This window comes from Pseudomonas urmiensis, from assembly GCF_014268815.2.
Lineage (GTDB): Bacteria > Pseudomonadota > Gammaproteobacteria > Pseudomonadales > Pseudomonadaceae > Aquipseudomonas > Aquipseudomonas urmiensis.
Map to the genome: position 1 here is coordinate 1,226,509 of NZ_JABWRE020000001.1, position 24,413 is coordinate 1,250,921.

Here is a 24,413-nt window from a genome sequence, read left to right on the forward strand (position 1 = left end):
TTTACTCCTTCGCCTCGTTGCGGCCCAGGTGGAAGGCGGTGACGGCTGCGGCGAGCAGCAGCATCGAGGCCAGTTCGACCACCAGCAGGTAAGGGCCGAACAGGCTGATGCCGACGGCCTTGGCGTCCACGGTGGTGCCGCTGATGCCGGCGCCGCTTGGCGCGACGAACAGCACGTAGAGCAGCTCGAGCAGCAGCAGGGTGCCGAGCAACACCGGCCCTGCCCAGATGCCTGGCTTGAGCCAGCCACGTTCCTGGGCGACCGAAGCCGGCCCAAGGTTGAGCATCATCACCACGAACACGAACAGCACCATGATGGCGCCGGCGTAGGCGATCACTTCCAGGGCACCGGCGAACGGCGCACCCAGGCTGAAGAAGATCATGGCCACGGAGATCAGCGAAATGATCAGGTAAAGCAGGGCATGCACAGGGTTGGTACCGGTCACCACCCGAAGGGTGGAGACCACGGCGATCCCGGATGCGAAGTAGAAAGCGAATTCCATCTTTCTGTCCTTATGGGAGCAAGCTCTTCACGTTGATCGGCTCAGCTTCGTTCTGTGCAGAGCCTTTCGGCTTGCCAGCGATGGCCATACCCGCAACACGGTAGAAGTTGTAGTCAGGGTTCTTGCCGGGGCCGGAGATCAGCAGATCTTCTTTCTCGTACACCAGGTCCTGACGCTTGAACTCGGCCATTTCGAAATCCGGCGTGAGCTGGATCGCGGTGGTCGGGCAGGCTTCCTCACACAGGCCGCAGAAGATGCAGCGCGAGAAGTTGATGCGGAAGAACTCCGGGTACCAACGACCGTCCTCGGTCTCGGCCTTCTGCAACGAGATGCAGCCAACCGGGCAGGCCACCGCGCAGAGGTTGCACGCTACGCAGCGCTCCTCGCCATCGGGGTCGCGGGTGAGGACGATGCGCCCGCGGTAGCGCGGCGGCAGGTACACAGCTTCTTCGGGGTACTGCAGGGTGTCGCGTTTGCGGAACCCGTGGGAGAACACCATGGCCAGGCTGCGCAGCTGGGTGCCGGTGCCCTTAACGATGTCGCCGATATACTTGAACATGGGTCAAATCCTCACTGGGCCGCGACGGCTGGCGTGTTGTAAAGCACGAGCGCAGCGGTCACCAGCAAATTGATCAGGGTCAGCGGCAGGCAGAACTTCCAGCTGAAGTCCATCACCTGGTCATAGCGTGGGCGCGGGATCGAGGCGCGCAGCAGGATGAACAGCATGATGAAGAACGCGGTCTTCAGGGCGAACCATAGGAACGGTACTTGCGGCAGGATGCCGAACGGACCGTGCCAGCCACCGAAGAACAGGGTTACCAGCAGCGCCGAGATGAGGATGATGCCGATGTACTCACCGACGAAGAACATGCCCCATTTCATGCCGGCATATTCAATGTGGTAGCCGTCGGCCAGTTCCTGTTCTGCTTCCGGCTGGTCGAACGGGTGACGGTGAGTCACGGCGACGCCTGCGATGAAGAAGGTGCAGAAGCCAAAGAACTGCGGAATGATGAACCACAGGTTCTGCGCCTGGTAGTCGACGATGTCGCGCATGTTGAACGAGCCAACCTGCACCACCACGCCCATCAGAGCCAGGCCCAGGAACACCTCGTACGAGACGGTCTGTGCCGAGGCCCGCAGACTGCCGAGCAGGGCGTACTTGTTGTTCGACGACCAGCCGGCGAACAGCACGGCGTAGACCGACAGACCGGCCATGGCGAAGAAGAACAGCAGGCCGATGTTCAGGTCGGCAACGCCCCAGGTCGGGGTGATCGGGATGATCGAGAAGGCAATCAGCAGGGCGCTCATCGCCACCACCGGTGCCAGGGTGAAGATCATCCGATCGACGAAGGGCGGGTTCCAGTCTTCCTTGAAGAACATCTTCAGCATGTCTGCTGCGATCTGGAACATGCCGAACGGGCCAACCCGGTTCGGACCGTAACGGTCCTGCCACCAGCCCAGCAGGCGCCGCTCGACGAAGCTGAGCAGCGCGCCGCAGACCACCACGGCCAGCAAGACCACCACGGCCTTGACCACGGCGATGATCGCATCGATCACTTCGGGGGTGAACCAGCTCATTGTGCTGCCTCCTGCAGGCCTTCTACGGATGCACCGAAGATGGCTGGCGGAATGCCGGCCAGGCCTTTCGGCAACGCGACCAGGCCTGCGCCCAGCTGTTCATTGATCCGCAGCGGCAGGCGCAGTGCCACACCGGCCACGGTCAGGCTCAGCATTGCACCATCGTTGACGCCCAGGCGATCGGCTTCGGACTTGGCCAGGGCCACGTAGGCGGCCGGGATGCGCTCTTGCACGGGGGCGGCGCGCGAGGAACTCTCTTCGCTGCCGAACAGGTGGAAGAACGGCACTGCAGTCCAGCTGCCACGGGCCGGGTTGAAGGCGCCCGGAATGGCGTTGAACCAGTTCAGGCGATCACCCTGCGACTCGATCAGGCGGATGCCTGGGTCACCGGCACGCAGGTGGCCACCGACTTCGTCCTGGAACTTGTTCCAGGCCTGCGGCGAGTTCCAGCCCGGCGACCAGGCGAATGGCACCTGCTGACGAGGCTCGACCGAGCCCGAGTAGCCTTCCATGGAGAAGGCGAACGCGGAGTCTTTGTCTTGCGGGGTGCGCGGTTCGTGCACGCTGATGTTGGCGCGCATGGCAGTACGGCCGGAGTAGCGCAGCGGCTCACGGGCAAGCTTCATGCCCTTGATGCGGAACGCAGCACTTGGCGCGGCGTTGACGATCCCGGCCAGTTGCGGCGCGGCGTCGGCGCAGGCGCTGGTGACGTGGTCCAGCTGGGTCCAGTCGACCGGCTTGTTGAGCAGGGTGGCACGCAGGGCGTGCATCCAGCGCCAGCCTTCGTGGATCTGGATGCTGCTGTCCAGGTAGGTCGGATCGAACACCTGGAAGAAGCGCTGGGCACGGCCTTCCTGGCTGACCAGGGTGCCGTCGCCTTCGGCGAACGATGCCGCTGGCAGGACCAGGTGGGCGCGGTCGCTGGTGGCGGTCTTGGAGTGATCGGCGACGATCACCACCTTGGCTGCGGCCAGGGCCGCGTCGACCTTGGCGGCCGGGACGCGGGCGTACAGGTCGTTTTCCACCACCACGATGGCGTCGGCTTTGCCGCTGATCACTGCATCCAGCGCGGCATCCACCGAATCACCGCCGAGCATGGCCAGGCCGAGGCTGTTGGCCTCAGGTACGACCAGGCTCAGCGAGCCGTTCTTCTCGCGCAGCTTGAGCGCCTTGGCGATGTTGGCGGCGGCTTCGATCAGGGCTGGGTCGGCCAGCGAGGTACCGGCAACCACCAGCGGACGCTGGGCGGCGACCAGGGCGTCGGCGATGCGCTGGGCCAGGGCCTTGGCGTCATCGTCCAGGCCTGCTACGGCCGGAGCGCTTGGGTCGATGGCGTGGGCCACGGCAAAGCCCAGGCGCGCCAGGTCGGCGGGGGCTGCGTGCACGCACTCTTCGGCGACGTCGTCGAGCTTGGTTTCAGCAAGGCTGGCGATGAACAGCGGGTACAGCGCGTGCTGGCCGATGTTCTTCACCGCAGCGTCGAGCCAAGGCTGTACGCGCATGGCGTCGGCCATGGCTTCGGCCTTGCCTTTGGTGGCCTGGCGCACGGCCAGGGCGACGCGAGCGGCGGTCTGGGTCAGGTCTTCACCGAGCACGAACACGGCGTCGTGATCTTCGATCTCGCGCAGGGTCGGCACGGGCAGGGGGCTGGCGTTGAGTACATTCAGTGCCAGGCGGACACGGGCCAGTTCGCCTGCTTCCATACCCGAATAGAAGTACTCGGCACCGACCAGCTCGCGCAGGCCGTAGTTGCTTTCCAGGCTGGCGCGTGGCGAGCCGATACCGACGATGGTGCGGCCGCGCAGCAGGTCGGCGGCCTTGTCCAGGGCAGCGTCCAGGCCCAGCTTGGTGCCATCGGCCAGGTGTGGCTGGCGCGGACGGTCCTTGCGGTTGACATAGCCGTAGCCGAAGCGGCCACGGTCGCACAGGAAGTACTGGTTGACCGAGCCGTTGAAGCGGTTCTCGATCCGGCGCAGTTCGCCGTAGCGCTCGCCCGGGCTGATGTTGCAGCCGCTCGAGCAGCCATGGCAGATGCTTGGGGCAAACTGCATGTCCCACTTGCGGTTGTAGCGCTCGGAGTGGGTCTTGTCGGTGAACACACCGGTCGGGCAAACCTCGGTGAGGTTGCCGGAAAACTCGCTTTCGAGCACGCCGTCTTCAACGCGACCGAAGTACACGTTGTCGTGGGCGCCATAGACGCCCAGGTCGGTGCCGCCGGCGTAGTCCTTGTAGTAACGCACGCAGCGATAGCAGGCGATGCAGCGGTTCATTTCGTGGGAAATGAACGGGCCGAGGTCCTGGTTCTGGTGGGTACGCTTGGTGAAACGGTAACGGCGCTCGTTGTGGCCGGTCATCACCGTCATGTCTTGCAGGTGGCAGTGACCGCCTTCCTCGCAGACTGGGCAGTCGTGCGGGTGGTTGGTCATCAGCCATTCGACGACGCTGGCGCGAAACGCCTTGGACTCTTCATCTTCGATGGAGATCCAGGTGCCGTCGGAGGCAGGGGTCATGCACGACATGACGATACGACCACGGGTGTCGTTCTCGTCGGTGTACTGCTTGACCGCACACTGCCGGCAGGCACCGACGCTACCGAGCGCCGGGTGCCAGCAGAAATAAGGGATGTCGAGGCCGAGCGACAGACAGGCCTGTAACAGGTTGTCCGCACCGTTGACTTCGAGCGCTTTGCCGTCTACGTGGATAGTGGCCATGGTTCAAAGTTCTTCGTTGGCCCGCGTGAGCAGGCGTGGCTAATGGAAATCGGTGTGCCTGCGGCTCTGCCCGATACACTCGGACGAGCCTGCGAGGCTGGCGGATGGCACGGACCACCCGCACTTGATCTTGTTATGCGCCGACCACGATCGGCCCGGTCGGAATTGGCTTGGCCAGGTTCGGGCGCAGGGCTTCGCTGGCGGATTGGCTGGCGACGCCGGCCTCGAACTCGGACCGGAAGTACTTGATGGCACTGCCCAATGGCTCGACGGCACCGGGTGCGTGAGCACAGAAGGTGCGGCCAGGGCCGAGGAAGTTGACCAGGCCCAGCAGAGTCTCGATGTCTTCGGCGCGGCCTTGGCCTTGCTCCAGCGAGCGCAGCATCTTCACGCTCCAGGGCAGGCCGTCACGGCATGGAGTGCACCAGCCGCACGATTCGCGGGCGAAGAACTCTTCCATGTTGCGCAGCAGCGAGACCATGTTGATGCTGTCATCGACCGCCATGGCCAGGCCCGTACCCATCCGCGTACCAACCTTGGCGATACCGCCGGCGTACATCTGCGCATCCAGATGCTCTGGCAGCAGGAAACCGGTACCGGCGCCGCCAGGCTGCCAGCACTTGAGCTTGAAGCCATCGCGCATGCCACCGGCGTAGTCTTCGAACAGCTCGCGGGCGGTAACGCCGAACGGCAGCTCCCACAGGCCAGGGTTCTTTACCTTGCCGGAGAAGCCCATCAGCTTGGTGCCGTGGTCTTCGCTGCCTTCGCGGGCCAGCGACTTGTACCAGTCGACGCCGTTGCCGACGATGGCCGGAACGTTGCACAGGGTTTCGACGTTGTTCACGCAGGTCGGCTTGCCCCACACGCCCACGGCGGCAGGGAAGGGCGGCTTGGAGCGCGGGTTGGCGCGGCGGCCTTCGAGCGAGTTGATCAGTGCGGTTTCTTCACCGCAGATGTAGCGCCCGGCACCGGTGTGCACGAACAGCTCGAAATCAAAACCGCTGCCCAGGATGTTCTTGCCCAGCAGGCCTGCGGCCTTGGCTTCATCGATGGCGCGGTTGAGGTTCTTGGCGGCGGTGGTGTACTCGCCACGCAGGAAGATGTAGCCGCGGTAGGCCTTCAGGGCGCGGGCGCTGATCAGCATGCCCTCGACCAGCAGATGGGGCTGTTGCTCCATCAGCATGCGGTCCTTCCAGGTGTTGGGCTCCATTTCGTCCGCGTTGCACAGCAGGTAGCGGATGTTCATGGATTCGTCTTTGGGCATCAGGCCCCACTTCACCCCAGTGGGGAAGCCAGCGCCACCACGGCCCTTGAGGCCGGCGTCCTTGACGGTCTGGACGATATCGTCCTGGGACATCTGCGCCAGTGCCTTGCGGGCGGCGGCGTAGCCGTCCTTGGCCTGGTACTCGTCGAGCCAGACTGGCTCGCCGTCGTCACGCAGGCGCCAGGTCAGCGGGTGGGTTTCGGCTGCGCGCGCGATGCGGTTGGCCGGGCCGAAGGAAGTGATGGTCATACGTAACCCTCCAGCAGTTTGGTGACGCCAGCAGGTTGCACGTCGCCAAAGGTGTCATCGTCGATCATCAGCGCCGGGGCCTTGTCGCAGTTGCCCAGGCAGCACACCGGCAGCAGGGTGAAACGCCCGTCTGCGGTGGTCTGGCCCAGGCCGATGCCCAGCTCGCTCTGGATCTGGCTGACGACCGATTCATGGCCGCCGATGTAGCAGACCATGCTGTCGCACACGCGAATGATGTGGCGGCCAACCGGCTGACGGAAGATCTGGCTGTAGAACGTAGCCACACCTTCGACGTCGCTGGCCGGGATGCCGAGGATCTCGCCGATCGCGTAGATGGCGCCGTCAGGCACCCAGCCGCGCTGTTTCTGGACGATCTTCAGGGCTTCGATGGACGCCGCGCGCGGGTCCTCGTAGTGGTGCATCTCGTGCTCGATGGCCGAGCGCTCGGTTTCGCTCAGGGCGAAACGGTCGGTTTGGATAAGCGTGCTGTTCATGCTTAGCGGTCCACGTCAGCCATAACGAAGTCGATACTGCCCAGGTACGCGATCAAGTCCGCGACCATGCTGCCTTTGATCACCGAAGGGATCTGCTGCAGGTGCGGGTAGCTTGGGGTACGAATCCGGGTGCGGTAGCTCATGGTGCCGCCATCGCTCGTCAGGTAGTAACTGTTGATGCCCTTGGTCGCTTCGATCATCTGGAACGACTCGTTGGCCGGCATGACCGGGCCCCACGAGACTTGCAGGAAGTGCGTGATCAAGGTCTCGATGTGCTGCAGGGTGCGCTCTTTCGGTGGCGGCGTGGTCAGCGGGTGGTCCGCCTTGTACGGGCCTTCCGGCATGTTGCGCAGGCACTGGTCGATGATGCGGATACTCTGGCGCATCTCCTCGACCCGGACCATGCAGCGATCGTAGGCATCGCCGTTGTGGGCCAGCGGTACTTCGAACTCGAAGTTCTCGTAGCCGGAGTAGGGGCGGGCTTTACGCAGGTCGAAGTCGCAACCGGTGGAACGCAGGCCGGCACCGGTGGTGCCCCATGCCAGCGCTTCCTGGGTGTTGTAGGCGGCAACGCCGATGGTCCGGCCTTTGAGGATGCTGTTCTGCAGGGCCGCCTTGGTGTACTCGTCGAGGCGCTTGGGCAGCCATTCGACGAAGTCCTTGACCAGCTTGTCCCAGCCGCGCGGCAGGTCGTGGGCGACGCCACCGATGCGGTACCAGGCCGGGTGCAGGCGGAAGCCGGTGATCGCTTCGATCACGGTGTAGGCGCGCTGGCGGTCGGTGAAGGTGAAGAACACCGGGGTCATGGCGCCGACGTCCTGGATATAGGTACCCAGGAACAATAGGTGGCTGGTGATGCGGAAGAATTCGGCGAGCATGATACGAATCACGTCGACTTTCTGCGGCACCTGGATACCGGCGAGCTTCTCGACCGCGAGCACGTACGGCAGGTTGTTCATCACCCCGCCGAGGTAGTCGATACGGTCGGTGTAGGGGATGAAGCTGTGCCAGGACTGACGCTCGGCCATCTTCTCGGCACCACGGTGGTGGTAGCCGATGTCCGGGACGCAGTCGACGATCTCTTCGCCGTCCAGCTGCAGGACGATACGGAACGCACCGTGCGCGGACGGGTGGTTGGGGCCAAGGTTGAGGAACATGTAGTCCTCGTTGGCGCCCTGGCGCTTCATGCCCCAGGCTTCCGGGTTGAAGCGAGCCGATTCCTCTTCAAGCTGCTGCTTGGCCAGGGTCAGGCTGTAGGGATCGAACTCAGTGGCGCGGGCAGGGTAGTCCTTGCGCAGCGGGTGACCTTCCCAGGTCGGCGGCATCATGATCCGGCTCAGGTGCGGGTGGCCGGCAAAGTCGATGCCGAACATGTCCCAGACTTCACGCTCGTACCAGTTGGCGTTTGGCCAGATGCCGGTCACGGTCGGCAGGTTCAGGTCGCCTTCGCTGAGTGCGACCTTGATCATCACGTCGCTGTTACGCTCGACCGACAGCAGGTGGTAGAACACGCTGAAATCGGCGGCGGGCAGGCCGCGGCGCTGGGTGCGCAGGCGCTCGTCGACGCCGTGCAGGTCGTACAGCATGCTGTAGGGCTTGGCGACGCCGCGCAGGAAGCTGAGCACCTCTTTGAGCTGGGCGCGCTTGACCCACAGCACAGGCATGCCGGTGCGGGTCTGTTGGGCGACGAATGCTTCGGCGCCAAAACGGTTGTTCAGTTCGACGACCACATCTTGGTCGTCAGCCTTGTAAGGCGGAATGAAAATAGCGTTGTCCGCTGTCATGGTCTCGGTCGCTTTGGGTCAACGTAGAGAATGAAGCCAGGCCGCCGGCTCCAGGGGGAGCGGGCGGCAGGTCGCTGGATCAGACTTCGTCGGGGCTGCGCAGGTTGGTTACCGCGATACGCTGTTCGCGACGCAGGTCTTTCTGGGCAGGCATCTCGGCACGGTAAATGCCTTGATCACCAACCACCCAGGAAAGCGGGCGTCGCTCCTGTCCGATCGATTCCTGCAGCAGCATCAAGCCTTGCAGGAACGCCTCAGGGCGTGGCGGGCAGCCAGGTACGTAGACATCCACGGGGAGGAACTTGTCGACCCCCTGAACGACCGAGTAAATGTCGTACATGCCGCCGGAGTTGGCGCACGAACCCATGGAAATGACCCATTTAGGTTCGAGCATCTGCTCATACAGGCGCTGGATGATCGGCGCCATCTTGATGAAGCAGGTCCCGGCGATGACCATGAAGTCGGCCTGACGCGGCGAGGCCCGGATGACTTCGGCGCCGAAGCGGGCGATGTCGTGGGGTGCCGTGAAGGCCGTGGTCATTTCCACGTAGCAGCAGGACAGGCCGAAGTTATACGGCCAGAGGGAGTTCTTGCGACCCCAGTTGACCGCGCCACGCAGGACATCTTCGAGTTTCCCCATGTAGATGTTCTTGTGGACCTGGTCCTCTAGCAGTTGGTCGGTGACGGTTTCCCGCTCACCGACCGGATACTGCTCGTTGGGCGCATCCGGATCGATTCTGGTGAGATTGTATTGCATGCCAAAGCCTCATTGTTTCAGCTTCGCTTGCCGCTTGCGACGACCTTCGGGAGCCCAATCAAGTGCCCCGACGCGCCATAGGTAGACAAGACCTGCCAACAGAATTGCTATGAAAACGAGTGCTTCGACGAATCCGGTCCAGCCGCTTTCGCGGACGGACACAGACCATGCAAAGAGAAAGAGGGCTTCGATATCGAAGATCACGAACAGCATCGCGACCAGATAGAATTTGGCGGACAGGCGCAGGCGGGCGCTGCCGACGGGCAGCATGCCGGATTCGAAGGGTTCGTTCTTGGCGCGGCCCCAGGCCTTGCTACCGAGCAGGCTGGACAGACCGAGCATGAAGGCACACAGGCCGACGACACCCAGGAGGAAGATGGCAAAGCCCCAGTTGTGGGCGATGAGTCCTGCCGAATCGGACATGCTAGAGATCCTTATACAGAGACCCAGCTCTGCAGTCTGAAATAAGTAAAGCGGCGACGTGGTGTCGCAGGTGCAGTGACCAAATGTCGCAGCTGAATCAATCGCGCTGATTTTATGGGTAAACCCAGTGCAAGTAAAATTTCTGTCGCAAATTTATTCGTAGGATTAAGAACAAAAATCTTTTGTAACTGGCTGAAAGCCTTGATATTCGGGCATTACGCCTGCTTTTGTTAATTATGTTTCTTGCCTCGCGTAACGACTTGTAAGTTGCGTAATGATAATTAATATCATTTGATTTGGGCCGGTTAACTTTACCGGGTCTGGGCCTTGCAAAGTTCATTGGGCACACCTCGCTACTTGCAAATGCGAAAAACTCTCGTTCTAGCAGTTTTGCGCACCGCGTGCCCCGCTCTGGATCAATACTTTATCGATTGAGCCGCGTGCGGCCGACGAAGCGATCGCCCATTGGCCGAGCCAGTAGGCGAGGATGATCAGGTACTGCGCCGCAGCGAACGGGCTGACGAAGCGGTCGACCCCGATCAGGCTGTCGGAGAACACGAACAGGCAGGCACCGAGCGCGGCCAGGCCACCGCAGGCCAGGGCGCGCCAGAGCATTGCGCTGATCACCAGGGCGTACAGCGCCACCGGTAGCAACAGGGGGCCAAGGCCGTGGCTGGCGAGCAGGTAGAACAAGCCGCTGCCAGCGACCGCGGCGAGCAACAGGGCGGGCAGGGCGCTCTGGCGGTTTTGGCTGTAGTAGCCGCGCAGGTAGGCCAGGTGGGCAAAGAGGAAGGCGCCCAGGCCGAATACGAACAGATCCGCGGGGATTGCCAGGAGTATGTCGCCGAGTACCGAAAAACCAAGGCCGATCATGATCCAGCGGCGGTAGGTCGTGGCTGGGGTGGTTCGCAGCCAGAGGATCAGGGCCAGCACCGGAACCGGTTTGGCCAGCAGGGCAAGTACAGCGTTGCCGCTGGCCAATGCATATAAATAGAGGGCAGCGGCGACCAGGGCCAATAGCAACAGGCTGAATGGGCGGGACATGGGCAGTCCTTGCTGTAGTTATGGGGCAAGCATAGACCCTAACCTCTATTGCTGCCCGTACAGACGTAGACGACAAAAGGCCCGGGCACCTCGACGGTGGCCCGGGCCTTCTTTATTTCAGTAGCAACCCACTCTTTATCAGTGGAACTGCTCTTCCTCAGTCGAACCGGTCAGCGCGGTCACCGACGAAGCGCCACCCTGGATCACGGTGGTCATGTCGTCGAAGTAGCCAGTACCCACTTCCTGCTGGTGCGCCACGAAGGTGTAGCCTTTGCTGGCGTCGGCGAACTCCTGCTCCTGCAGCTTCACGTAGGCGGTCATGTCGTTGCGGGCGTAGTCGTGCGCCAGGTTGAACATGCCGTGCCACATGTTGTGAATGCCAGCCAGGGTGATGAACTGGTGCTTGTAGCCCATGGCCGACAGTTCGCGCTGGAACTTGGCGATGGTGGCATCGTCCAGGTTCTTCTTCCAGTTGAACGAAGGCGAGCAGTTGTACGACAGCAGTTGGTCTGGGTATTCCTTCTTGATCGCCTCGGCGAAACGACGCGCTTCGTCCAGGTCCGGCTTGGCGGTCTCACACCAGATCAGGTCGGCGTACGGCGCGTAGGCCAGGCCGCGAGCAATGGCCTGGTCGAGGCCGGCACGCACCTTGTAGAAGCCTTCACGGGTGCGCTCACCGAGCACGAACGGCTGGTCGTACGGGTCGCAGTCGCTGGTCAGCAAGTCGGCAGCGTTGGCGTCGGTACGGGCCAGGATGATGGTCGGTACGCCGGCAACGTCGGCAGCCAGACGTGCAGCGACCAGCTTCTGTACGGCTTCCTGGGTCGGTACCAGCACCTTGCCGCCCATGTGGCCGCATTTTTTCACCGAAGCCAGCTGGTCTTCGAAGTGCACGCCAGCGGCGCCCGCTTCGATCATGTTCTTCATCAGCTCGTAGGCGTTCAGAACGCCGCCGAAACCGGCTTCAGCGTCGGCCACGATTGGCGCGAAGTAGTCGATGTAGCCTTCGTCACCTGGGTTCTTGCCAGCTTTCCACTGGATCTGGTCGGCGCGGCGGAAAGAGTTGTTGATGCGCTTGACCACGGTCGGAACCGAGTCGACCGGGTACAGCGACTGGTCGGGGTACATCGACTCGGCCGAGTTGTTGTCGGCGGCAACCTGCCAGCCGGACAGGTAGATAGCCTGGATACCGGCCTTGACCTGCTGAACTGCCTGGCCGCCGGTGAGGGCACCCATGCAGTTGACGAAATCTTTTTCAGGGCGGAAAGAGGGGTGGGCACCTTGGGTGACCAGCTTCCACAGTTTTTCTGCACCCACCTGGGCCAGGGTGTGCTCCGGTTGCAGCGAGCCACGCAGGCGAACGACATCAGCGGCCGTGTAGGTACGGGTCACGCCTTTCCAGCGCGGGTTCTCGGCCCAGTCTTTCTCGAGGGCTGCAATTTGCTGTTCGCGTGTCAGTGCCATGGAAATAAACCTCGTCGCATCGATCTTGGGGTAATTGTGCTGATGCTCAAAAGTCGCGGATCAGAGGCCTGACGGCTGTCCTGTTCGGCGGTGTTGCGACGGCGAACGCGAAGGCTCGAAGGGGAAGGAGGTGCAGCGTGGGTCAGCGATGGCTGCAGGTCGGCTCGTGGATGCCTTGCTGCGGTGCGACATGGCTTGCCTGGTGACTGCGGTGATGCGCTTCCGTCCCTCGGGACAACTTCTCGTTGCAGTCGCAATCCGGTCGAACCGCCTTGTGGGCCGTATAGACACGAAGCGCCTCCAGGGGTGGGAGGAGCGCGCCTCGAAGACCCTTGCCAGGGCCTCTGATTAGCGGGAGCGAGGCCATCATGCCCTTGGCAAAAAGTACCTGTCAAATGTTTTGTAGTGCTTTTTTCTGGTTACTACATCTTTGGTCTAATGCGACTCGGCAGTCAGTTTCAAGGCCTTTGGTCGAGGCCTTGAATTGCCTGGGATCAGTCCAGAAGGTCGACTTTGACACGCAATGTCATGTTTTCACCGCGCTGGGTGCTGTAACTGAGGCTTGACGGGTTGCGCTCGGCTTGGCTCTGCTGATTGAACCCGGCCAGGGTGATCCATTCGCCGAGCTTGCCGGTGACGGTTGTGTCGGTGCTTTGCACTTTCACTACATCGGGACGTTCGCTGCTCATTCGATCATTATTGCTGCTGATTGCCAGGCGAACCGTCTCACCGCTCAGGCTCGGCGTGACATAGAAACCCTGGGTCACGTTGCGGTATTCGGTGTTGGTCTGGATGCGCCCGTAACCGTCGGTGCTGCTGCTGGTGATGGGGATGCTTTGACCGACCTGGATCAACGCCGGCTGGCCCTCGCTGGCCTGCACTTGCTGCATGCCGCCGTCGCGATTGGCGGTGCCGTAGCGGATGACCCGGGCGTTGCCGCGGTTGTCCTGGAAGTTGCTGTCGTTGTTGTCGACGCTGATCAGCAGGCGCTTGGGGGCGGTATCGAGTTGTTGCAGCAGGGTGCGCAGGTCGTCGATGCGCTCCGGCTCGGCGTTGACGATCAACTTGTTCTCGAAGGCGCTGACGCTGCCGTCCTTGCCCAGGAAGGCTTGGGCGGTGGGCAGCAGTTCGGCGCTGCTGCGGTGCTGAAGCGGCACGACCTCGGTGGCGGCCTGGGCGGTGAGGCTCGCAGCCAACAGTAGGGAGGCGATGAGGGGGCGTAGCGGCATGTCCATGATCTCCGCGGGTGGAATGGACATGATGGCAAATTTGTACGGGTCTTGCCGGGTGTGGATCACACCAAGTGGGTTTTAGGCTGGTACTGCCAGCTATGAACCTTTGCCTTGCCCAGGCAGTCGCAGCCAATGTGGCAACAGGGTCCTCATTATGAAGCGCTATTCAATCTTGCTGTTCTGCCTGCTCACCCACGCCGCCTTCGCGGCCCAGGACCCGTTGCGCATCAAGTCGCTGCAGCGCTGCGCCGATCTGCTCAGCGAAGACCGGCAACAATGGTGTCTCCATGCCCAGGGCCTGGGCGCACAACCTCCTACCGTCTGGCTGGCCGGTCAGCGCCTCCCTCAAGCCGATGTACAGCGCCAGGGCGATAACCTGACATTTACCCTCACCGGCGCACACCAGCCCAGCGCACCGCTATGGCTAGAATCCGCCGGTGACAAGAGCAACCCCGTCTGGCTTAGCCGCCAGCGCAGCCATGTAGTGGCCGCCACTGCTGATGAAGTGGCAAAGAACATGGATGGCCTGACCACCTACCTGGACTTGGTCAGCCTGCTGATCGAGGAACAACACCCGGGCTTGCAGGAAGCCCAACGCATCGCCGACAAGTACGGCGCCAAGGTGGTCGGCGCCATCGCGCCACTCAACGTCTATCAGTTGCGCCTACCTGTGCATGACTTGATCCAGCGTGACGCGATGATCCTGCGCATGGGCAGCGAGGCCAGTGTCGATGCGCTGATCATCGAAGAGTCAGCCCCGGAGCGTGGCGAAGAAGGCACAGGGCCGTCCCGGCAGGCGATCAACCAGGCAGACGAGTGGGCCGCCAACCGCTTCATGGACGCGCTGTATTTCTACCAGCGGCGGATCCAGGCCTCGGCAATACCGGTCAAGCCGGTACGCATTGGCGTGATCGAGCGTGAGGTCGACTTCGATGCTCCAGCCTTTACTGGCTATCGTGGGCCTTGCCCACAGGGGCAAACCTGCGTTTACGCCCGCGACGGCGACAAGGTTGAAAGCCACGGCAGCCATGTTGCTGGAATTCTGGCCGGGCAGGGCGCCGAAGGCGGCTTTCTGACTGGCCTTGGCAAGGCCAGTCCAGGCTTCGAGGTCATCGTCGAACGCAACTCCGACGCTGGGATCACCGCCAACATCGCCGCTTCGGTCAACTTGGTCGAGGATGGCGTACGGGTGCTGAACTGGAGCTGGGGTATCCACCGGGTCGGGGCGAAGAGCGTGCAGGGTGATGAGGTCGATTCGCTGGTGCGCTCCGGGCTTGCCATGAGCGGCTATGAAGAGTTGCTCGAGGAGTTCTTCCTGTGGCTGCGCAAGGCCCATCCCGAGGTGATCGTGGTCAACTCGGCCGGCAATGGCGCGTCTTGGTCGGGCACTGACGAGTACCGCCTGCCGTCGTCGTTCGTCACTGACCAGTTGCTGGTGGTCGGTGGTCATCAGCGCAGTGACAAGGGCGTGCCAGTGACCGATCCGCAGCATGTGCGCAAGCGGCAAAGCTCCAACATCGATATGCGCGTGGATGTCAGCGCCGCCGCCTGTATCCGTTCGGCGCAGGCCAGTGAGGCGCATTGCGGTACCTCCTATGCCACGCCGCTGGTGACCGCCACGGTGGCGGCGATGCTGTCGATCAACCCCAGCTTGACCCCCGAGCAAGTGCGCATGCTGCTGCGGCGCAGCGCGCTGACCCTGGGCCTGGAGCAAGACTTCGAGGCCATGGACGCCGAGGACCTGACGGCGCCGATTCTGCCGTCGGAGCGCAATGGCCAGCTCAATCACCCAGACTTGGGCCGATCGGCGCGGCTGGACATGCAGCGCGCCCTGGATTTGGCGGTGCAGAGCCTGCAGCGGGTGCGCTGAGTCGCGCAATGGTGGCCGCTGTAGGACAAATTCCGTAACATCGCTGACCCTATCGCGGGGCAAGCCCGCTCCCACGCTGTCGCTTGAGATCGTGGGAGCGGGCTAGCCCCGCGCTAGGGTCAGCCACAGACACCTTCGCAGGAACTTCATGAAACCCGCCCGATTTCGCGCCGACATCCTCGCCGGCCTGACCACCTCTTTCGCCCTGGTCCCGGAATGCATCGCCTTCGCCCTGGTCGCCCATCTCAACCCGCTGATGGGCCTGTACGGCGCCTTCATCATTTGTACCTTGACGGCATTGTTCGGCGGTCGTCCTGGGATGATTTCCGGCGCTGCCGGCTCCATGGCGGTGGTGATCGTCGCCCTGGTGGTGCAGCACGGCGCTCAGTACCTGCTGGCCACGGTACTGCTGGGTGGGGTGCTGATGATCCTGTTCGGCGCGCTACGCCTGGGCAAGTTGGTGCGCCTGGTGCCGTATCCGGTGATGCTGGGCTTCGTCAACGGCCTGGCAATTGTCATCGCCTTGGCCCAACTTGAGCACTTCAAGAGCGGCGAGCAGTGGCTCAGCGGCTCGCCGCTGTACCTGATGATCGGTCTGGTGGCGCTGACCATGCTGGTGGTCTACGTCTTGCCGCGGCTGACCCGCGCCGTGCCGCCGGCGTTGGTGGCGATCCTTGGGGTGGGGCTGCTGGTGTACCTGCTCGATCTACCGACCCGGACCCTGGGCGATATGGCGCATATCGCGGGCGGCCTGCCCCAGCTGGCCTGGCCGGACGTGCCATGGACCCTGGAAACCCTGAAGATCATTGCTCCTTACGCGCTGCTGATGGCCATGGTCGGTCTGCTGGAGACCCTGCTGACCCTCAACCTGACCGATGAGATCACCGAAAGCCGCGGCTTTCCCGACCGTGAGTGCGTGGCGCTGGGTGCGGCCAACATGGTTTCGGGGATGTGCGGTGGCATGGGCGGCTGCGCGATGATCGGCCAGACCGTGATCAACCTCAGCTCCAACGGCCGTGGTCGGTTGAGCGGGGTAGTCGCCGGGGGCATGATCCTGCTGTTCGTGCTGTTCCTGTCGCCGCTGATCGAGCGCATCCCGCTGGCGGCGCTGGTCGGGGTGATGTTCGTGGTGGCCCAGCAGACCTTCGCCTGGGCCTCTTTGCGCGTGCTGCACAAGGTGCCGGTTAGCGATGTACTGGCGATCATCGCGGTCACCGTGGTCACGGTGTTCACCGATCTGGCTACAGCGGTGCTGTTCGGGATCGTCATCGCGGCGGTCAACTTTGCCTGGCAGCATGCCCGTGAGCTGTATGCCGACAGCCATGATGATGGTGAGGGCGGCAAGCGTTACCAGGTGCATGGCACGTTGTTCTTTGCCTCGACCACGCCGTTTCTCAATCAGTTCGACCCGGCGGGCGATCCGCCCAGCGTGACGCTCGATTGCAAGCACCTGAGCTTTGTCGACTACTCGGCGGTGGCGGCGTTGCAGACCTTGCGCGAGCGCTATGCCAAGGCGGGCAAGCACCTGCGGGTGGTGCATCTGTCGGAGCGCTGCAAGAAGCTGTTGAAGCGCGCGGGCGAGCAGCACTGATGCATCGCGGGGCAAGCCCGCTCCCACGCAGCCACAGGTAGTGCGTGAGGGCGGGCTTGCACCGCGATGGGTTCAGGATTCCCCGCGGTTCTTTTTCACGATCGCCTCGGCGATGTTCGCCGGCGCCTCGCCATACTTGGTGAACTCCATGGTATAGCTGGCCCGCCCCTGGGTCATCGAGCGCATCTGCGTCGAATAACCAAACATTTCACCCAGCGGCACTTCGGCGCGGATGACCTTGCCGGCCGGGGTTTCCTCGCCTTCCTGAATCATCCCGCGACGGCGGCTGAGGTCGCCAATGATGTCGCCCTGGTACTCCTCAGGCGTGACCACCTCAACCTTCATCACCGGCTCCAGCAGCACCGCGCCGCCTTTGCTGGAAAGCTGCTTGGTGGCCATCGAGGCGGCGATCTTGAAGGCCATTTCGTTGGAGTCGACATCATGGTACGAGCCGTCGAACACTGCGGCCTTGAGGTTGATCAGCGGATAGCCGGCGAGCACGCCGTTTTGCATCTGCTCCTCGATGCCTTTCTGGATCGCCGGTATGTACTCGCGTGGAATCACCCCGCCGACCACCTCGTTGACGAACTGCAAGCCTTCCTTGCCTTCTTCTCCTGGGGCGAAGCGAATCCAGCAATGGCCATACTGGCCACGGCCACCGGACTGGCGGACGAACTTGCCTTCGATCTCGCAGGTGTTGCGAATTTTCTCGCGGTAGGCCACCTGTGGCTTGCCAATGTTGGCCTCGACGCCGAACTCGCGGCGCATGCGGTCGACGATGATGTCCAGGTGCAGCTCACCCATGCCGGAGATGATGGTCTGCGCGGTTTCTTCGTCGGTCTTGACCCGGAATGAAGGATCTTCCTGGGCCAGCTTGCTCAGGGCGATGCCCATTTTCTCCTGGTCGGCCTTGGTCTTTGGCTCCACCGCCACTGAAATCACCGGATCGGGGAAGTCCATCCGTTCGAGAATGATCGGTTTATTGATGTCGCACAGGGTGTCGCCGGTGGTGACATCTTTCATGCCGATCAGCGCGGCGATATCGCCAGCGCAAACGTCCTTGATCTCGGCACGCTGGTTGGCATGCATCTGCACCATGCGGCCGATGCGTTCCTTCTTGCCCTTGACCGAATTGAGCACGGCATTGCCGGAGCTGAGCACGCCGGAATACACCCGGGCGAAGGTGAGGGTGCCGACGAAGGGGTCGGTGGCGATCTTGAAGGCCAGCGCCGAGAACGGCTCGTTGTCGTCGGCATGACGTTCCAGATGCTTGTCTTCGTCGTCGGGGTCGGTGCCATTGATCGCCGGAATTTCGCTAGGCGCGGGCAGGTAGTCGATCACCGCGTCGAGCATCAGCGGCACGCCTTTGTTCTTGAACGAGGAGCCGAGCACCGCCGGCACGATCTGGTTAGCGATGGTGCGCTGGCGCAGCCCGGCCTTGATCTGCTCGGTGCTCAGCTCTTCGCCATTGAGGTACAGCTCCATGAACTCGTCGTTGGCCTCGGCGGCGGCTTCGATCATGTGCGCACGCCATTCGTCGGCCAGCGCCCTGAGCTCTGCGGGGATTTCCTCCTCGCGATAGCTGGCGCCGTTGTCGGCGTCGTTCCAGTAGATGGCTTTCATCTTCACCAGGTCGATCTGGCCGATGAAGTTTTCCTCGCTGCCAATCGCCAGTTGGATCGGCACCGGGTGGTGGCCCAGGCGCTGGTCGATCTGTTTGACCACGCGCAAGAAGTCGGCGCCCTGGCGGTCCATCTTGTTGATGTAGGCCAGGCGTGGCACATGGTACTTGTTGGCCTGGCGCCAGACGGTCTCGGACTGCGGCTCGACCCCATCGGCGCCACTGAACACCACCACCGCGCCATCGAGCACGCGCAACGAGCGCTCCACCTCGATGGTGAAGTCGACGTGTCCGGGGGTATCGATGATGTTGAAGCGGTATTTGTTGGCGAACTGCTTGGTCGAGCCCTGCCAGAAGGCGGTGGTCGCCGCTGAGGTGATGGTGATGCCGCGCTCCTGTTCCTGGGCCATCCAGTCCATGGTCGCGGCGCCATCGTGCACCTCGCCCATCTTGTGGTTGACCCCGGTGTAGAACAGGATGCGTTCGGTGGTGGTGGTCTTGCCGGCATCGACGTGGGCGACGATGCCGATATTGCGGTACAGCTCAATGGGCGTAGTGCGGGCCATGGTCAGTCACCTGTGGGTGAATGCGCGGGGAGGGGTACTCCCAAGGTAGCAGACCGTTGACGGCCTGTTGCCCCTTGACCCGATCAAGCGAGGAGCGGTCTCAGTCAGCTTGCGCTTGCAACTGCCAGATGCCGTCGACTTCACGTGCCAGACCGCTAGCGGCCAGCAAAACCACCAGGCGTGGGTGCAGGGCGGCATCGGTGAAGCCCTTGACGCAGTTAAGGTCGAGCTCGCCGGTCAGCTTCATGTCGGTCTTGGTGTACGACAACCAGGCCTTTTTAAGTACTTGCAGCACGTCACTGCCCGCAGTGTTGGCAAAGCGGCGGTGGGCTTGGCGGCCGTCGAACTCGAAGCTGTGTTGATGGCTGTAGCTGCTTTCGTCGCCATTGCCTTCGACGCAGCGGTAGCAGCGGCATGGGCCATCGGCAAAGGCAGTGCGCAGGTAGCTGTTGAAGTCCACTACGGGCTTGAGGGTCAGGCGTTTGTCGACCTCGAACAGGTCGGCGATCAGGGGTTCTTCGGCGCTCACTCGGTGTCCTCGTGTGGTGTGGCGTGCATCGGCGGGCACCCTAACAGATCGGCGCTTTGCAGGCCATGCGCTTGGTCTGGCGATCGATGTCGTCAGCGCCGCCTTCATCGCGGGGCAAGCCCGCTCCCACGAGGCTTGCGTATCCCACCTCTGATGAGTAGCCAGCACGCCACCGGTCGAGGCGCAGGCATTCATGAGGCTCAAGCGTGTGTTGTAGGAGGCGCAGGCATTCACGAGGATCAAATGTGTGATTGTGTGATGTAGGAGGCGCAAACGTGTGTCGTGGGAGCGGGCTTGCCCCGCGATAGAGGGCTAGAGACAACAGGTGACAGCTGCCGTACCCTATGCGCCCCCGGCGTGGAGCACGCCGATCCCTATCGATGAGGCAACCCGATTGAGCAAGTACCCGTATATCGCCACCGTGACCGTCAGCACCGAAGACCGCGGAGGCGACGTCGAGGCGTCGGAAAATGCCAACATCCGTGTTGGCCTTGAGGCTGTGACCGAAACCCTGAAGAAGGTGCATTTCGTCGGCGCCTTGGCAGCCCCGGAAAAGCCGGCTACCCACATCTGCGTCACCCTGGAAAACGGCCTCGTCTATTACGGCCCGATCGTCAACGGTCACGCCGAACTCGAAGGCGGCTGGATCGCCTTCGAATCCGACATGCTCACCCCTGAAGAGCTGGGCCTGTAAGCCTCAGTCCAGCTGCGCCAGGCACTGCTCGAGGATATCCAGGCCTTCTTCGAGCACTGCCGGCTCGATGGTCAGCGGTGCCAGCAGGCGAATGATGTGCCGCGCCTTGCCACTGGGCATCAACAGCAACCCCTTGGCCCGCGCCGCTTCCAGCAGCTTGGCCAGCTGCGCAGGCGCCGGGCTGCCATCGGCATTGACCAGTTCGATGCCGCGCATGGCGCCAACGCCGGTCAGGCGGCCAAGCGAAACGCTCAATCCAGATGACTTCCAGCGTTGATAGCGGCTGACGATGGCTTGCTCCTGACGCTCGCCCCAGGTCGCCAGGTTCTCATCGCTCATCTGCGCAAGGCTGGCCAGGGCCGCCGCGCAGGCAATCGGGTTACCTGAATAGGTGCCGCCCAACCCGCCCTTTGGCAGCGCGCCCATCAGCGCCTTGCGCCCGACCACCGCACCCAACGGCATGCCGCCAGCGATGCTCTTGGCCAGCAGCAGCAAATCCGGCTCGATGCCCAGGCGTGGGAAAGCAAAGCGCTGCCCGGTGCGGCCAAAGCCCGATTGGATTTCATCGATGATGATCAAGATCCCATGCTCGTCGCACAAGCGCCGTAGGGCTTGGGCGAAGGCCGGATCAAGCGCCAGGAAACCGCCTTCGCCTTGCACCGGTTCGAGAATGAACGCAGCCACGTCTTCGACGGCCAGCTCGACACTGAACAGCCGCTCCAGGGCTTTTAGCGCCTGCTCGCAGGTAACCCCGGTGTCGGCGCTGGGGTAGGGCAGGTGATAGACCGGCCCTGGCAAATCGCCGACACGTTGCTTGTACGGAGCGACCTTGCCATTGAGGTTGAGGGTGGCCAGGGTGCGGCCGTGGAAGGCGCCGTCAAAGGCGATGATGGCGCGTTTGCCGGTGGCGCCACGGGCCACTTTCAGGGCGTTTTCCGCAGCTTCCGCGCCGCTGTTGGTGAGCATGCCGGCCAGCGGGTAGCTGACCGGCACGAACGCGCGCAATTGCTCCATCAGTTCAAGGTAGGGGCCATGCGGTGCGGCGTTGAAGGCGTAGTGGGTCAGGCGCGAGGCCTGGGTCTGGATCGCCTCGACCACCGCCGGGTTGCAGTGGCCCAGGTTAAGCACACCAATACCGCCGACAAAGTCGATGTAGCGTTTACCGTCGGTATCCCAGACTTCTGCATTACGCCCATGGGAAAGTGTAATGGGGTGAACTATGGCAATCGATTGGCTGATACTTTCCAGATTCATGAGCACGCGGACCTTGTTCGAGTTTGTTGATATCCAAACGCGACTTGGGTAGTGTCGGCAAACGAATTATTCGATTGCGATCATTCCATAGATTCTGGAAGTCAGGCCCGGCCTCTTCGCGGGCAAGCCCGCTCCTACAGGTACTTCGCCGCCCCTGTAGGAGCGGGCTTGCCCGCGAAGAGGCCGGAACAAACTCAGCCATCCTCAGCTACACCTTCCAGAATCCACTGCACAAAGGCCCGAACCTTCGGCACCTCGGCGGCATGCTCGGCATGGGCAATGAAGTGCCGGCCATTGCTCGGCACCGGATGGTCCCAGGCCACCACCAGCTTGCCTTCGCTCAGCTCTTCGGCCACCAGGTAGCGTGGGATCAGCGCGATCCCGCAACCGGCGATGGCGGCGCGAATGCACAGGTAAAAGGTGTCGAAACGCGGCCCGTGGTAGCTGTTCTGGCTGTGCAGGCCAAGCCCGAGGAACCACTCATGCCAAGCCTCTGGCCGTGAGGCGCATTGCAGCAGGCGATGTTCGGTCAGCGCCTGGGCGCTGTCAAAGCGTGAGCGCGCCAACAGCTCTGGCGCGCACACCGGCACGACTTCTTCGCTGAACAGCTCGATGCAGGTGGCGCCCGGCCAGGTCCCCTGGCCAAAGAAAAACGCGATGTCAGCCTTGGCCTGCACCAGGTCAAAGGGTTCCAGTTCGTTGCGGATATCCAGGTGGATCCGTGGATAGCGTTCGCCAAAGCCCTTGAGCCGGGGTACCAGCCAGCGTGCGCCAAAGGTTGGCTGGGTGGCGATGCGCAGCACTTCGGTTTCGTCGCCGTAGCTGAGGATATAGCGGCTGGAGATGTCGATCTGGGTGAGGATCTTGTTCACCTCGGCCAGGTATAACGCGCCTGCCGGGGTGAGGTGCAGGCGCCGGCGAATGCGCTGGAACAGCGCGTGCGAGAGCATGTCCTCAAGCTGCGCCACCTGCTTGCTGACCGCGCTTTGGGTCAGGTGCAGCTCTTGCGCCGCGCGGGTGAAGCTCAGGTGACGGGCAGCGGCCTCGAAGCATTGCAGGGCCGTGGTGGAGGGCATCAGGCGTTTGGACATGATGGGTCTATTACCGAGCGAAAAAGGAAGAAGTTCATTCCGAACCGGAATCATGTACGTCGAAAAGGTCGTTTGTTGGTCACGCCCTATAGATTAATACTGACCTGGATCAATGATGACAACCGCTTATGGCAAGAGGAGGCAAAAGGCGCATCGGCGGCATCCTCACAACAACAAGAAACGCGCGATAACGATTAATAAGAATTCTGCTCCAAGTTCAGCCGCCCGTGCGGCGGCCGACCCATTCGAGGGTTTTTCATGGCTTCGCTACAGAACAAAAAACAGCGTTCCCTGCAACACGGCTTGACCTCCCGCCAGGTATCGATGATCTCCATCGCCGGCATCATCGGCGCCGGCCTGTTCATCGGCTCTTCCAACGCCATCGCCACCGCCGGCCCGGCGATTCTGATCTCCTACGCCATGACCGGCCTGTTGGTGCTGCTGGTGATGCGCATGCTTGGCGAAATGGCGATTGCCAACCCCAACAGCGGCTCTTTTTCCACGTACGCAACTGAGGCCATCGGCCCGTGGGCGGGCTTTACCATTGGCTGGTTGTACTGGTGGTTCTGGGTGCTGATCATTCCGGTCGAGGCTATCGCTGGCGCCGACATCCTGCATGCCTACTTCCCAGGCGTCCCCTCGTGGTTGTTCGCCTTTTTGATCATGATCGTGCTGTCGTGCACCAACCTGGTCAGCGTGAAGAACTTCGGTGAATTCGAGTACTGGTTTGCCTTGATCAAGGTGATTGCCATCGTCGCCTTCATCGGCATCTGCAGCATGGCCGTCTTTGGCGTCTGGCCATTGGCCGAGCGCTCCGGGGTCAGCCAGCTGTGGGCTAACGGCGGCTTTATGCCAAACGGGTTTGGCACGGTGCTGGGAGGGGTATTGATCACCATCTTCTCGTTCTTTGGCGCTGAGATCGTCACCATTGCCGCCGATGAAACTGCCAACCCGAAAGACAAGATCCGCCGCGCCACTAACCTGGTGGTGTACCGCATTGCCATCTTCTACCTGGCGTCGATCTTCCTGGTGGTGTCGCTGGTGGCGTGGAATGACCCAGGCTTGAAAGCTGTTGGTTCGTTCCAGCGGGTGCTGGAAGTGCTTAACGTGCCCGGGGCCAAACTGGTGGTCGACCTGGTGGTGTTGGTTGCGGTGACCAGTTGCATGAACTCGGGCCTCTACACCGCCTCGCGGATGCTCTACTCGCTGGGCTCGCGTGGCGAAGCACCAAGGATGATCAAGCGCGTTTCCGGCAATGGTGTGCCGACCGTGGCGGTGCTGCTGTCGACCTTGGCAGGCTTTGCCGGTTGCCTGGTCAACTACGTGTTCCCTGGCAAGGTGTTCGGCTTCTTGCTCTCCACTACCGGCGCCATTGCCTTGCTGGTGTACCTGGTCATCGCTGTGTCGCAACTGCGCATGCGGGCTCGGGCTGATCGTGACGGCACTGAGCTGGCCTTGAAGATGTGGCTGTTCCCGTGGCTGACCTGGCTGGTGATCGGCACCATCGTCATGGTGCTGGGCTATATGCTGTTCAGCGATGCCTATCGCTACGAGACGCTGATGACAGCAGGAGTGACGCTGTTCATCCTGCTCATTTCGCTGACCCGTCGGCGGCACACTGCGCCATCGTCACCCGCTGAGCTGGCCAGCAGCGAGGGCGCTTGAGCTGAGGCGCAGGGGATAGTTGGGCTTTAG

The 24,413-nt window shown here is 62.4% G+C and carries 20 protein-coding genes; 4 read left to right on the forward strand and 16 right to left on the reverse strand.

The genetic code is table 11. The features are described from left to right. Position 1: 1 nt before the first annotated feature. From nuoJ to HU737_RS05485, 12 genes are all read right to left on the reverse strand, one after another. Positions 2 to 502, reverse strand: coding sequence for an NADH-quinone oxidoreductase subunit J (gene nuoJ, locus HU737_RS05430; protein ID WP_186557156.1), 501 nt, complete (start codon positions 500 to 502; stop codon positions 2 to 4). Positions 503 to 512: 10 nt separating this feature from the next. After that, positions 513 to 1,061: an NADH-quinone oxidoreductase subunit NuoI gene (gene nuoI / locus HU737_RS05435; RefSeq protein ID WP_027592814.1), complete on the reverse strand. Its 549-nt coding sequence runs from the start codon at positions 1,059 to 1,061 to the stop codon at positions 513 to 515. 11 nt (positions 1,062 to 1,072) lie between these two features. Beyond that, positions 1,073 to 2,080, reverse strand: coding sequence for an NADH-quinone oxidoreductase subunit NuoH (gene nuoH, locus HU737_RS05440; RefSeq protein WP_186557155.1), 1,008 nt, complete (start codon positions 2,078 to 2,080; stop codon positions 1,073 to 1,075). Next, positions 2,077 to 4,791: an NADH-quinone oxidoreductase subunit NuoG gene (nuoG, locus tag HU737_RS05445; protein WP_186557154.1), complete on the reverse strand. Its 2,715-nt coding sequence runs from the start codon at positions 4,789 to 4,791 to the stop codon at positions 2,077 to 2,079. The genes nuoH and nuoG overlap by 4 nt, the downstream gene beginning before the upstream one ends. 133 nt (positions 4,792 to 4,924) lie before the next feature. Next, the gene (gene nuoF, locus HU737_RS05450) at positions 4,925 to 6,304 is read right to left on the reverse strand and encodes an NADH-quinone oxidoreductase subunit NuoF (protein ID WP_186557153.1); all 1,380 of its coding nucleotides are present in this window, start codon (positions 6,302 to 6,304) and stop codon (positions 4,925 to 4,927) included. Then, entirely contained in the window at positions 6,301 to 6,798 is a 498-nt protein-coding gene (gene nuoE / locus HU737_RS05455) for an NADH-quinone oxidoreductase subunit NuoE (RefSeq protein ID WP_186557152.1), read from the reverse strand. The genes nuoF and nuoE overlap by 4 nt, the downstream gene beginning before the upstream one ends. 2 nt (positions 6,799 to 6,800) lie before the next feature. Next, complete coding sequence (gene nuoC, locus HU737_RS05460; protein WP_186557151.1) at positions 6,801 to 8,582, reverse strand: NADH-quinone oxidoreductase subunit C/D; 1,782 nt, start codon at positions 8,580 to 8,582, stop codon at positions 6,801 to 6,803. A 79-nt stretch (positions 8,583 to 8,661) separates the two neighbouring features. Beyond that, on the reverse strand, positions 8,662 to 9,339 hold the full coding sequence (locus HU737_RS05465) for a NuoB/complex I 20 kDa subunit family protein (RefSeq protein ID WP_012313769.1): 678 nt from the start codon (positions 9,337 to 9,339) through the stop codon (positions 8,662 to 8,664). A gap of 9 nt (positions 9,340 to 9,348) precedes the next feature. Continuing rightward, complete coding sequence (locus HU737_RS05470; protein WP_003251427.1) at positions 9,349 to 9,762, reverse strand: NADH-quinone oxidoreductase subunit A; 414 nt, start codon at positions 9,760 to 9,762, stop codon at positions 9,349 to 9,351. A 381-nt stretch (positions 9,763 to 10,143) separates the two neighbouring features. Beyond that, positions 10,144 to 10,806: a lysoplasmalogenase gene (locus HU737_RS05475; protein ID WP_186557150.1), complete on the reverse strand. Its 663-nt coding sequence runs from the start codon at positions 10,804 to 10,806 to the stop codon at positions 10,144 to 10,146. Between the two features lie 138 nt (positions 10,807 to 10,944). Beyond that, a complete protein-coding gene (gene aceA, locus HU737_RS05480; protein ID WP_186557149.1) occupies positions 10,945 to 12,270 on the reverse strand; it encodes an isocitrate lyase in 1,326 nt (441 codons plus the stop codon). A gap of 494 nt (positions 12,271 to 12,764) precedes the next feature. After that, positions 12,765 to 13,529, reverse strand: a complete 765-nt coding sequence (locus HU737_RS05485; protein ID WP_186557148.1) for a secretin N-terminal domain-containing protein — start codon at positions 13,527 to 13,529, stop codon at positions 12,765 to 12,767. A 127-nt stretch (positions 13,530 to 13,656) separates the two neighbouring features. Between HU737_RS05485 and HU737_RS05490 the strand changes: the two genes are divergently transcribed. Together HU737_RS05490 and HU737_RS05495 are read left to right on the forward strand one after the other, a co-directional pair. Then, positions 13,657 to 15,372 (forward strand): S8 family peptidase, encoded by a 1,716-nt coding sequence (locus tag HU737_RS05490; protein WP_186557147.1) that lies wholly within the window; start codon positions 13,657 to 13,659, stop codon positions 15,370 to 15,372. A gap of 148 nt (positions 15,373 to 15,520) precedes the next feature. Further along, the gene (locus HU737_RS05495; RefSeq protein ID WP_186557146.1) at positions 15,521 to 16,963 is read left to right on the forward strand and encodes a SulP family inorganic anion transporter; all 1,443 of its coding nucleotides are present in this window, start codon (positions 15,521 to 15,523) and stop codon (positions 16,961 to 16,963) included. A gap of 72 nt (positions 16,964 to 17,035) precedes the next feature. Here HU737_RS05495 and fusA read toward each other — a convergent pair whose 3' ends face one another. Together fusA and HU737_RS05505 are read right to left on the reverse strand one after the other, a co-directional pair. Then, positions 17,036 to 19,150: an elongation factor G gene (gene fusA / locus HU737_RS05500; protein WP_186557145.1), complete on the reverse strand. Its 2,115-nt coding sequence runs from the start codon at positions 19,148 to 19,150 to the stop codon at positions 17,036 to 17,038. Positions 19,151 to 19,250: 100 nt separating this feature from the next. Continuing rightward, positions 19,251 to 19,679 (reverse strand): hypothetical protein, encoded by a 429-nt coding sequence (locus HU737_RS05505; RefSeq protein WP_186557144.1) that lies wholly within the window; start codon positions 19,677 to 19,679, stop codon positions 19,251 to 19,253. A gap of 394 nt (positions 19,680 to 20,073) precedes the next feature. Between HU737_RS05505 and HU737_RS05510 the strand changes: the two genes are divergently transcribed. Beyond that, positions 20,074 to 20,373, forward strand: a complete 300-nt coding sequence (locus tag HU737_RS05510) for a hypothetical protein (protein ID WP_186557184.1) — start codon at positions 20,074 to 20,076, stop codon at positions 20,371 to 20,373. 3 nt (positions 20,374 to 20,376) lie between these two features. Here HU737_RS05510 and HU737_RS05515 read toward each other — a convergent pair whose 3' ends face one another. After that, positions 20,377 to 21,627: a 2-aminoadipate transaminase gene (locus HU737_RS05515; protein ID WP_186557143.1), complete on the reverse strand. Its 1,251-nt coding sequence runs from the start codon at positions 21,625 to 21,627 to the stop codon at positions 20,377 to 20,379. 194 nt (positions 21,628 to 21,821) lie between these two features. Next, the gene (gene gcvA / locus HU737_RS05520) at positions 21,822 to 22,718 is read right to left on the reverse strand and encodes a transcriptional regulator GcvA (protein WP_186557142.1); all 897 of its coding nucleotides are present in this window, start codon (positions 22,716 to 22,718) and stop codon (positions 21,822 to 21,824) included. 258 nt (positions 22,719 to 22,976) lie between these two features. Here gcvA and HU737_RS05525 point away from each other — a divergent pair, with 258 nt between their 5' ends. Further along, the gene (locus tag HU737_RS05525) at positions 22,977 to 24,383 is read left to right on the forward strand and encodes an amino acid permease (protein WP_186557141.1); all 1,407 of its coding nucleotides are present in this window, start codon (positions 22,977 to 22,979) and stop codon (positions 24,381 to 24,383) included. Positions 24,384 to 24,413: the final 30 nt, after the last annotated feature.

What these genes read in the sequence shown, in the direction of transcription:
- nuoJ (WP_186557156.1), bottom strand. Translation starts at nt 502, where the DNA reads ATGGAATTCGCTTTCTACTTCGCATCCGGGATCGCCGTGGTCTCCACC.
- nuoI (WP_027592814.1), bottom strand. Translation starts at nt 1,061, where the DNA reads ATGTTCAAGTATATCGGCGACATCGTTAAGGGCACCGGCACCCAGCTG.
- nuoH (WP_186557155.1), bottom strand. Translation starts at nt 2,080, where the DNA reads ATGAGCTGGTTCACCCCCGAAGTGATCGATGCGATCATCGCCGTGGTC.
- nuoG (WP_186557154.1), bottom strand. Translation starts at nt 4,791, where the DNA reads ATGGCCACTATCCACGTAGACGGCAAAGCGCTCGAAGTCAACGGTGCG.
- nuoF (WP_186557153.1), bottom strand. Translation starts at nt 6,304, where the DNA reads ATGACCATCACTTCCTTCGGCCCGGCCAACCGCATCGCGCGCGCAGCC.
- nuoE (WP_186557152.1), bottom strand. Translation starts at nt 6,798, where the DNA reads ATGAACAGCACGCTTATCCAAACCGACCGTTTCGCCCTGAGCGAAACC.
- nuoC (WP_186557151.1), bottom strand. Translation starts at nt 8,582, where the DNA reads ATGACAGCGGACAACGCTATTTTCATTCCGCCTTACAAGGCTGACGAC.
- HU737_RS05465 (WP_012313769.1), bottom strand. Translation starts at nt 9,339, where the DNA reads ATGCAATACAATCTCACCAGAATCGATCCGGATGCGCCCAACGAGCAG.
- HU737_RS05470 (WP_003251427.1), bottom strand. Translation starts at nt 9,762, where the DNA reads ATGTCCGATTCGGCAGGACTCATCGCCCACAACTGGGGCTTTGCCATC.
- HU737_RS05475 (WP_186557150.1), bottom strand. Translation starts at nt 10,806, where the DNA reads ATGTCCCGCCCATTCAGCCTGTTGCTATTGGCCCTGGTCGCCGCTGCC.
- aceA (WP_186557149.1), bottom strand. Translation starts at nt 12,270, where the DNA reads ATGGCACTGACACGCGAACAGCAAATTGCAGCCCTCGAGAAAGACTGG.
- HU737_RS05485 (WP_186557148.1), bottom strand. Translation starts at nt 13,529, where the DNA reads ATGTCCATTCCACCCGCGGAGATCATGGACATGCCGCTACGCCCCCTC.
- HU737_RS05490 (WP_186557147.1), top strand. Translation starts at nt 13,657, where the DNA reads ATGAAGCGCTATTCAATCTTGCTGTTCTGCCTGCTCACCCACGCCGCC.
- HU737_RS05495 (WP_186557146.1), top strand. Translation starts at nt 15,521, where the DNA reads ATGAAACCCGCCCGATTTCGCGCCGACATCCTCGCCGGCCTGACCACC.
- fusA (WP_186557145.1), bottom strand. Translation starts at nt 19,150, where the DNA reads ATGGCCCGCACTACGCCCATTGAGCTGTACCGCAATATCGGCATCGTC.
- HU737_RS05515 (WP_186557143.1), bottom strand. Translation starts at nt 21,627, where the DNA reads ATGAATCTGGAAAGTATCAGCCAATCGATTGCCATAGTTCACCCCATT.
- gcvA (WP_186557142.1), bottom strand. Translation starts at nt 22,718, where the DNA reads ATGTCCAAACGCCTGATGCCCTCCACCACGGCCCTGCAATGCTTCGAG.
- HU737_RS05525 (WP_186557141.1), top strand. Translation starts at nt 22,977, where the DNA reads ATGGCTTCGCTACAGAACAAAAAACAGCGTTCCCTGCAACACGGCTTG.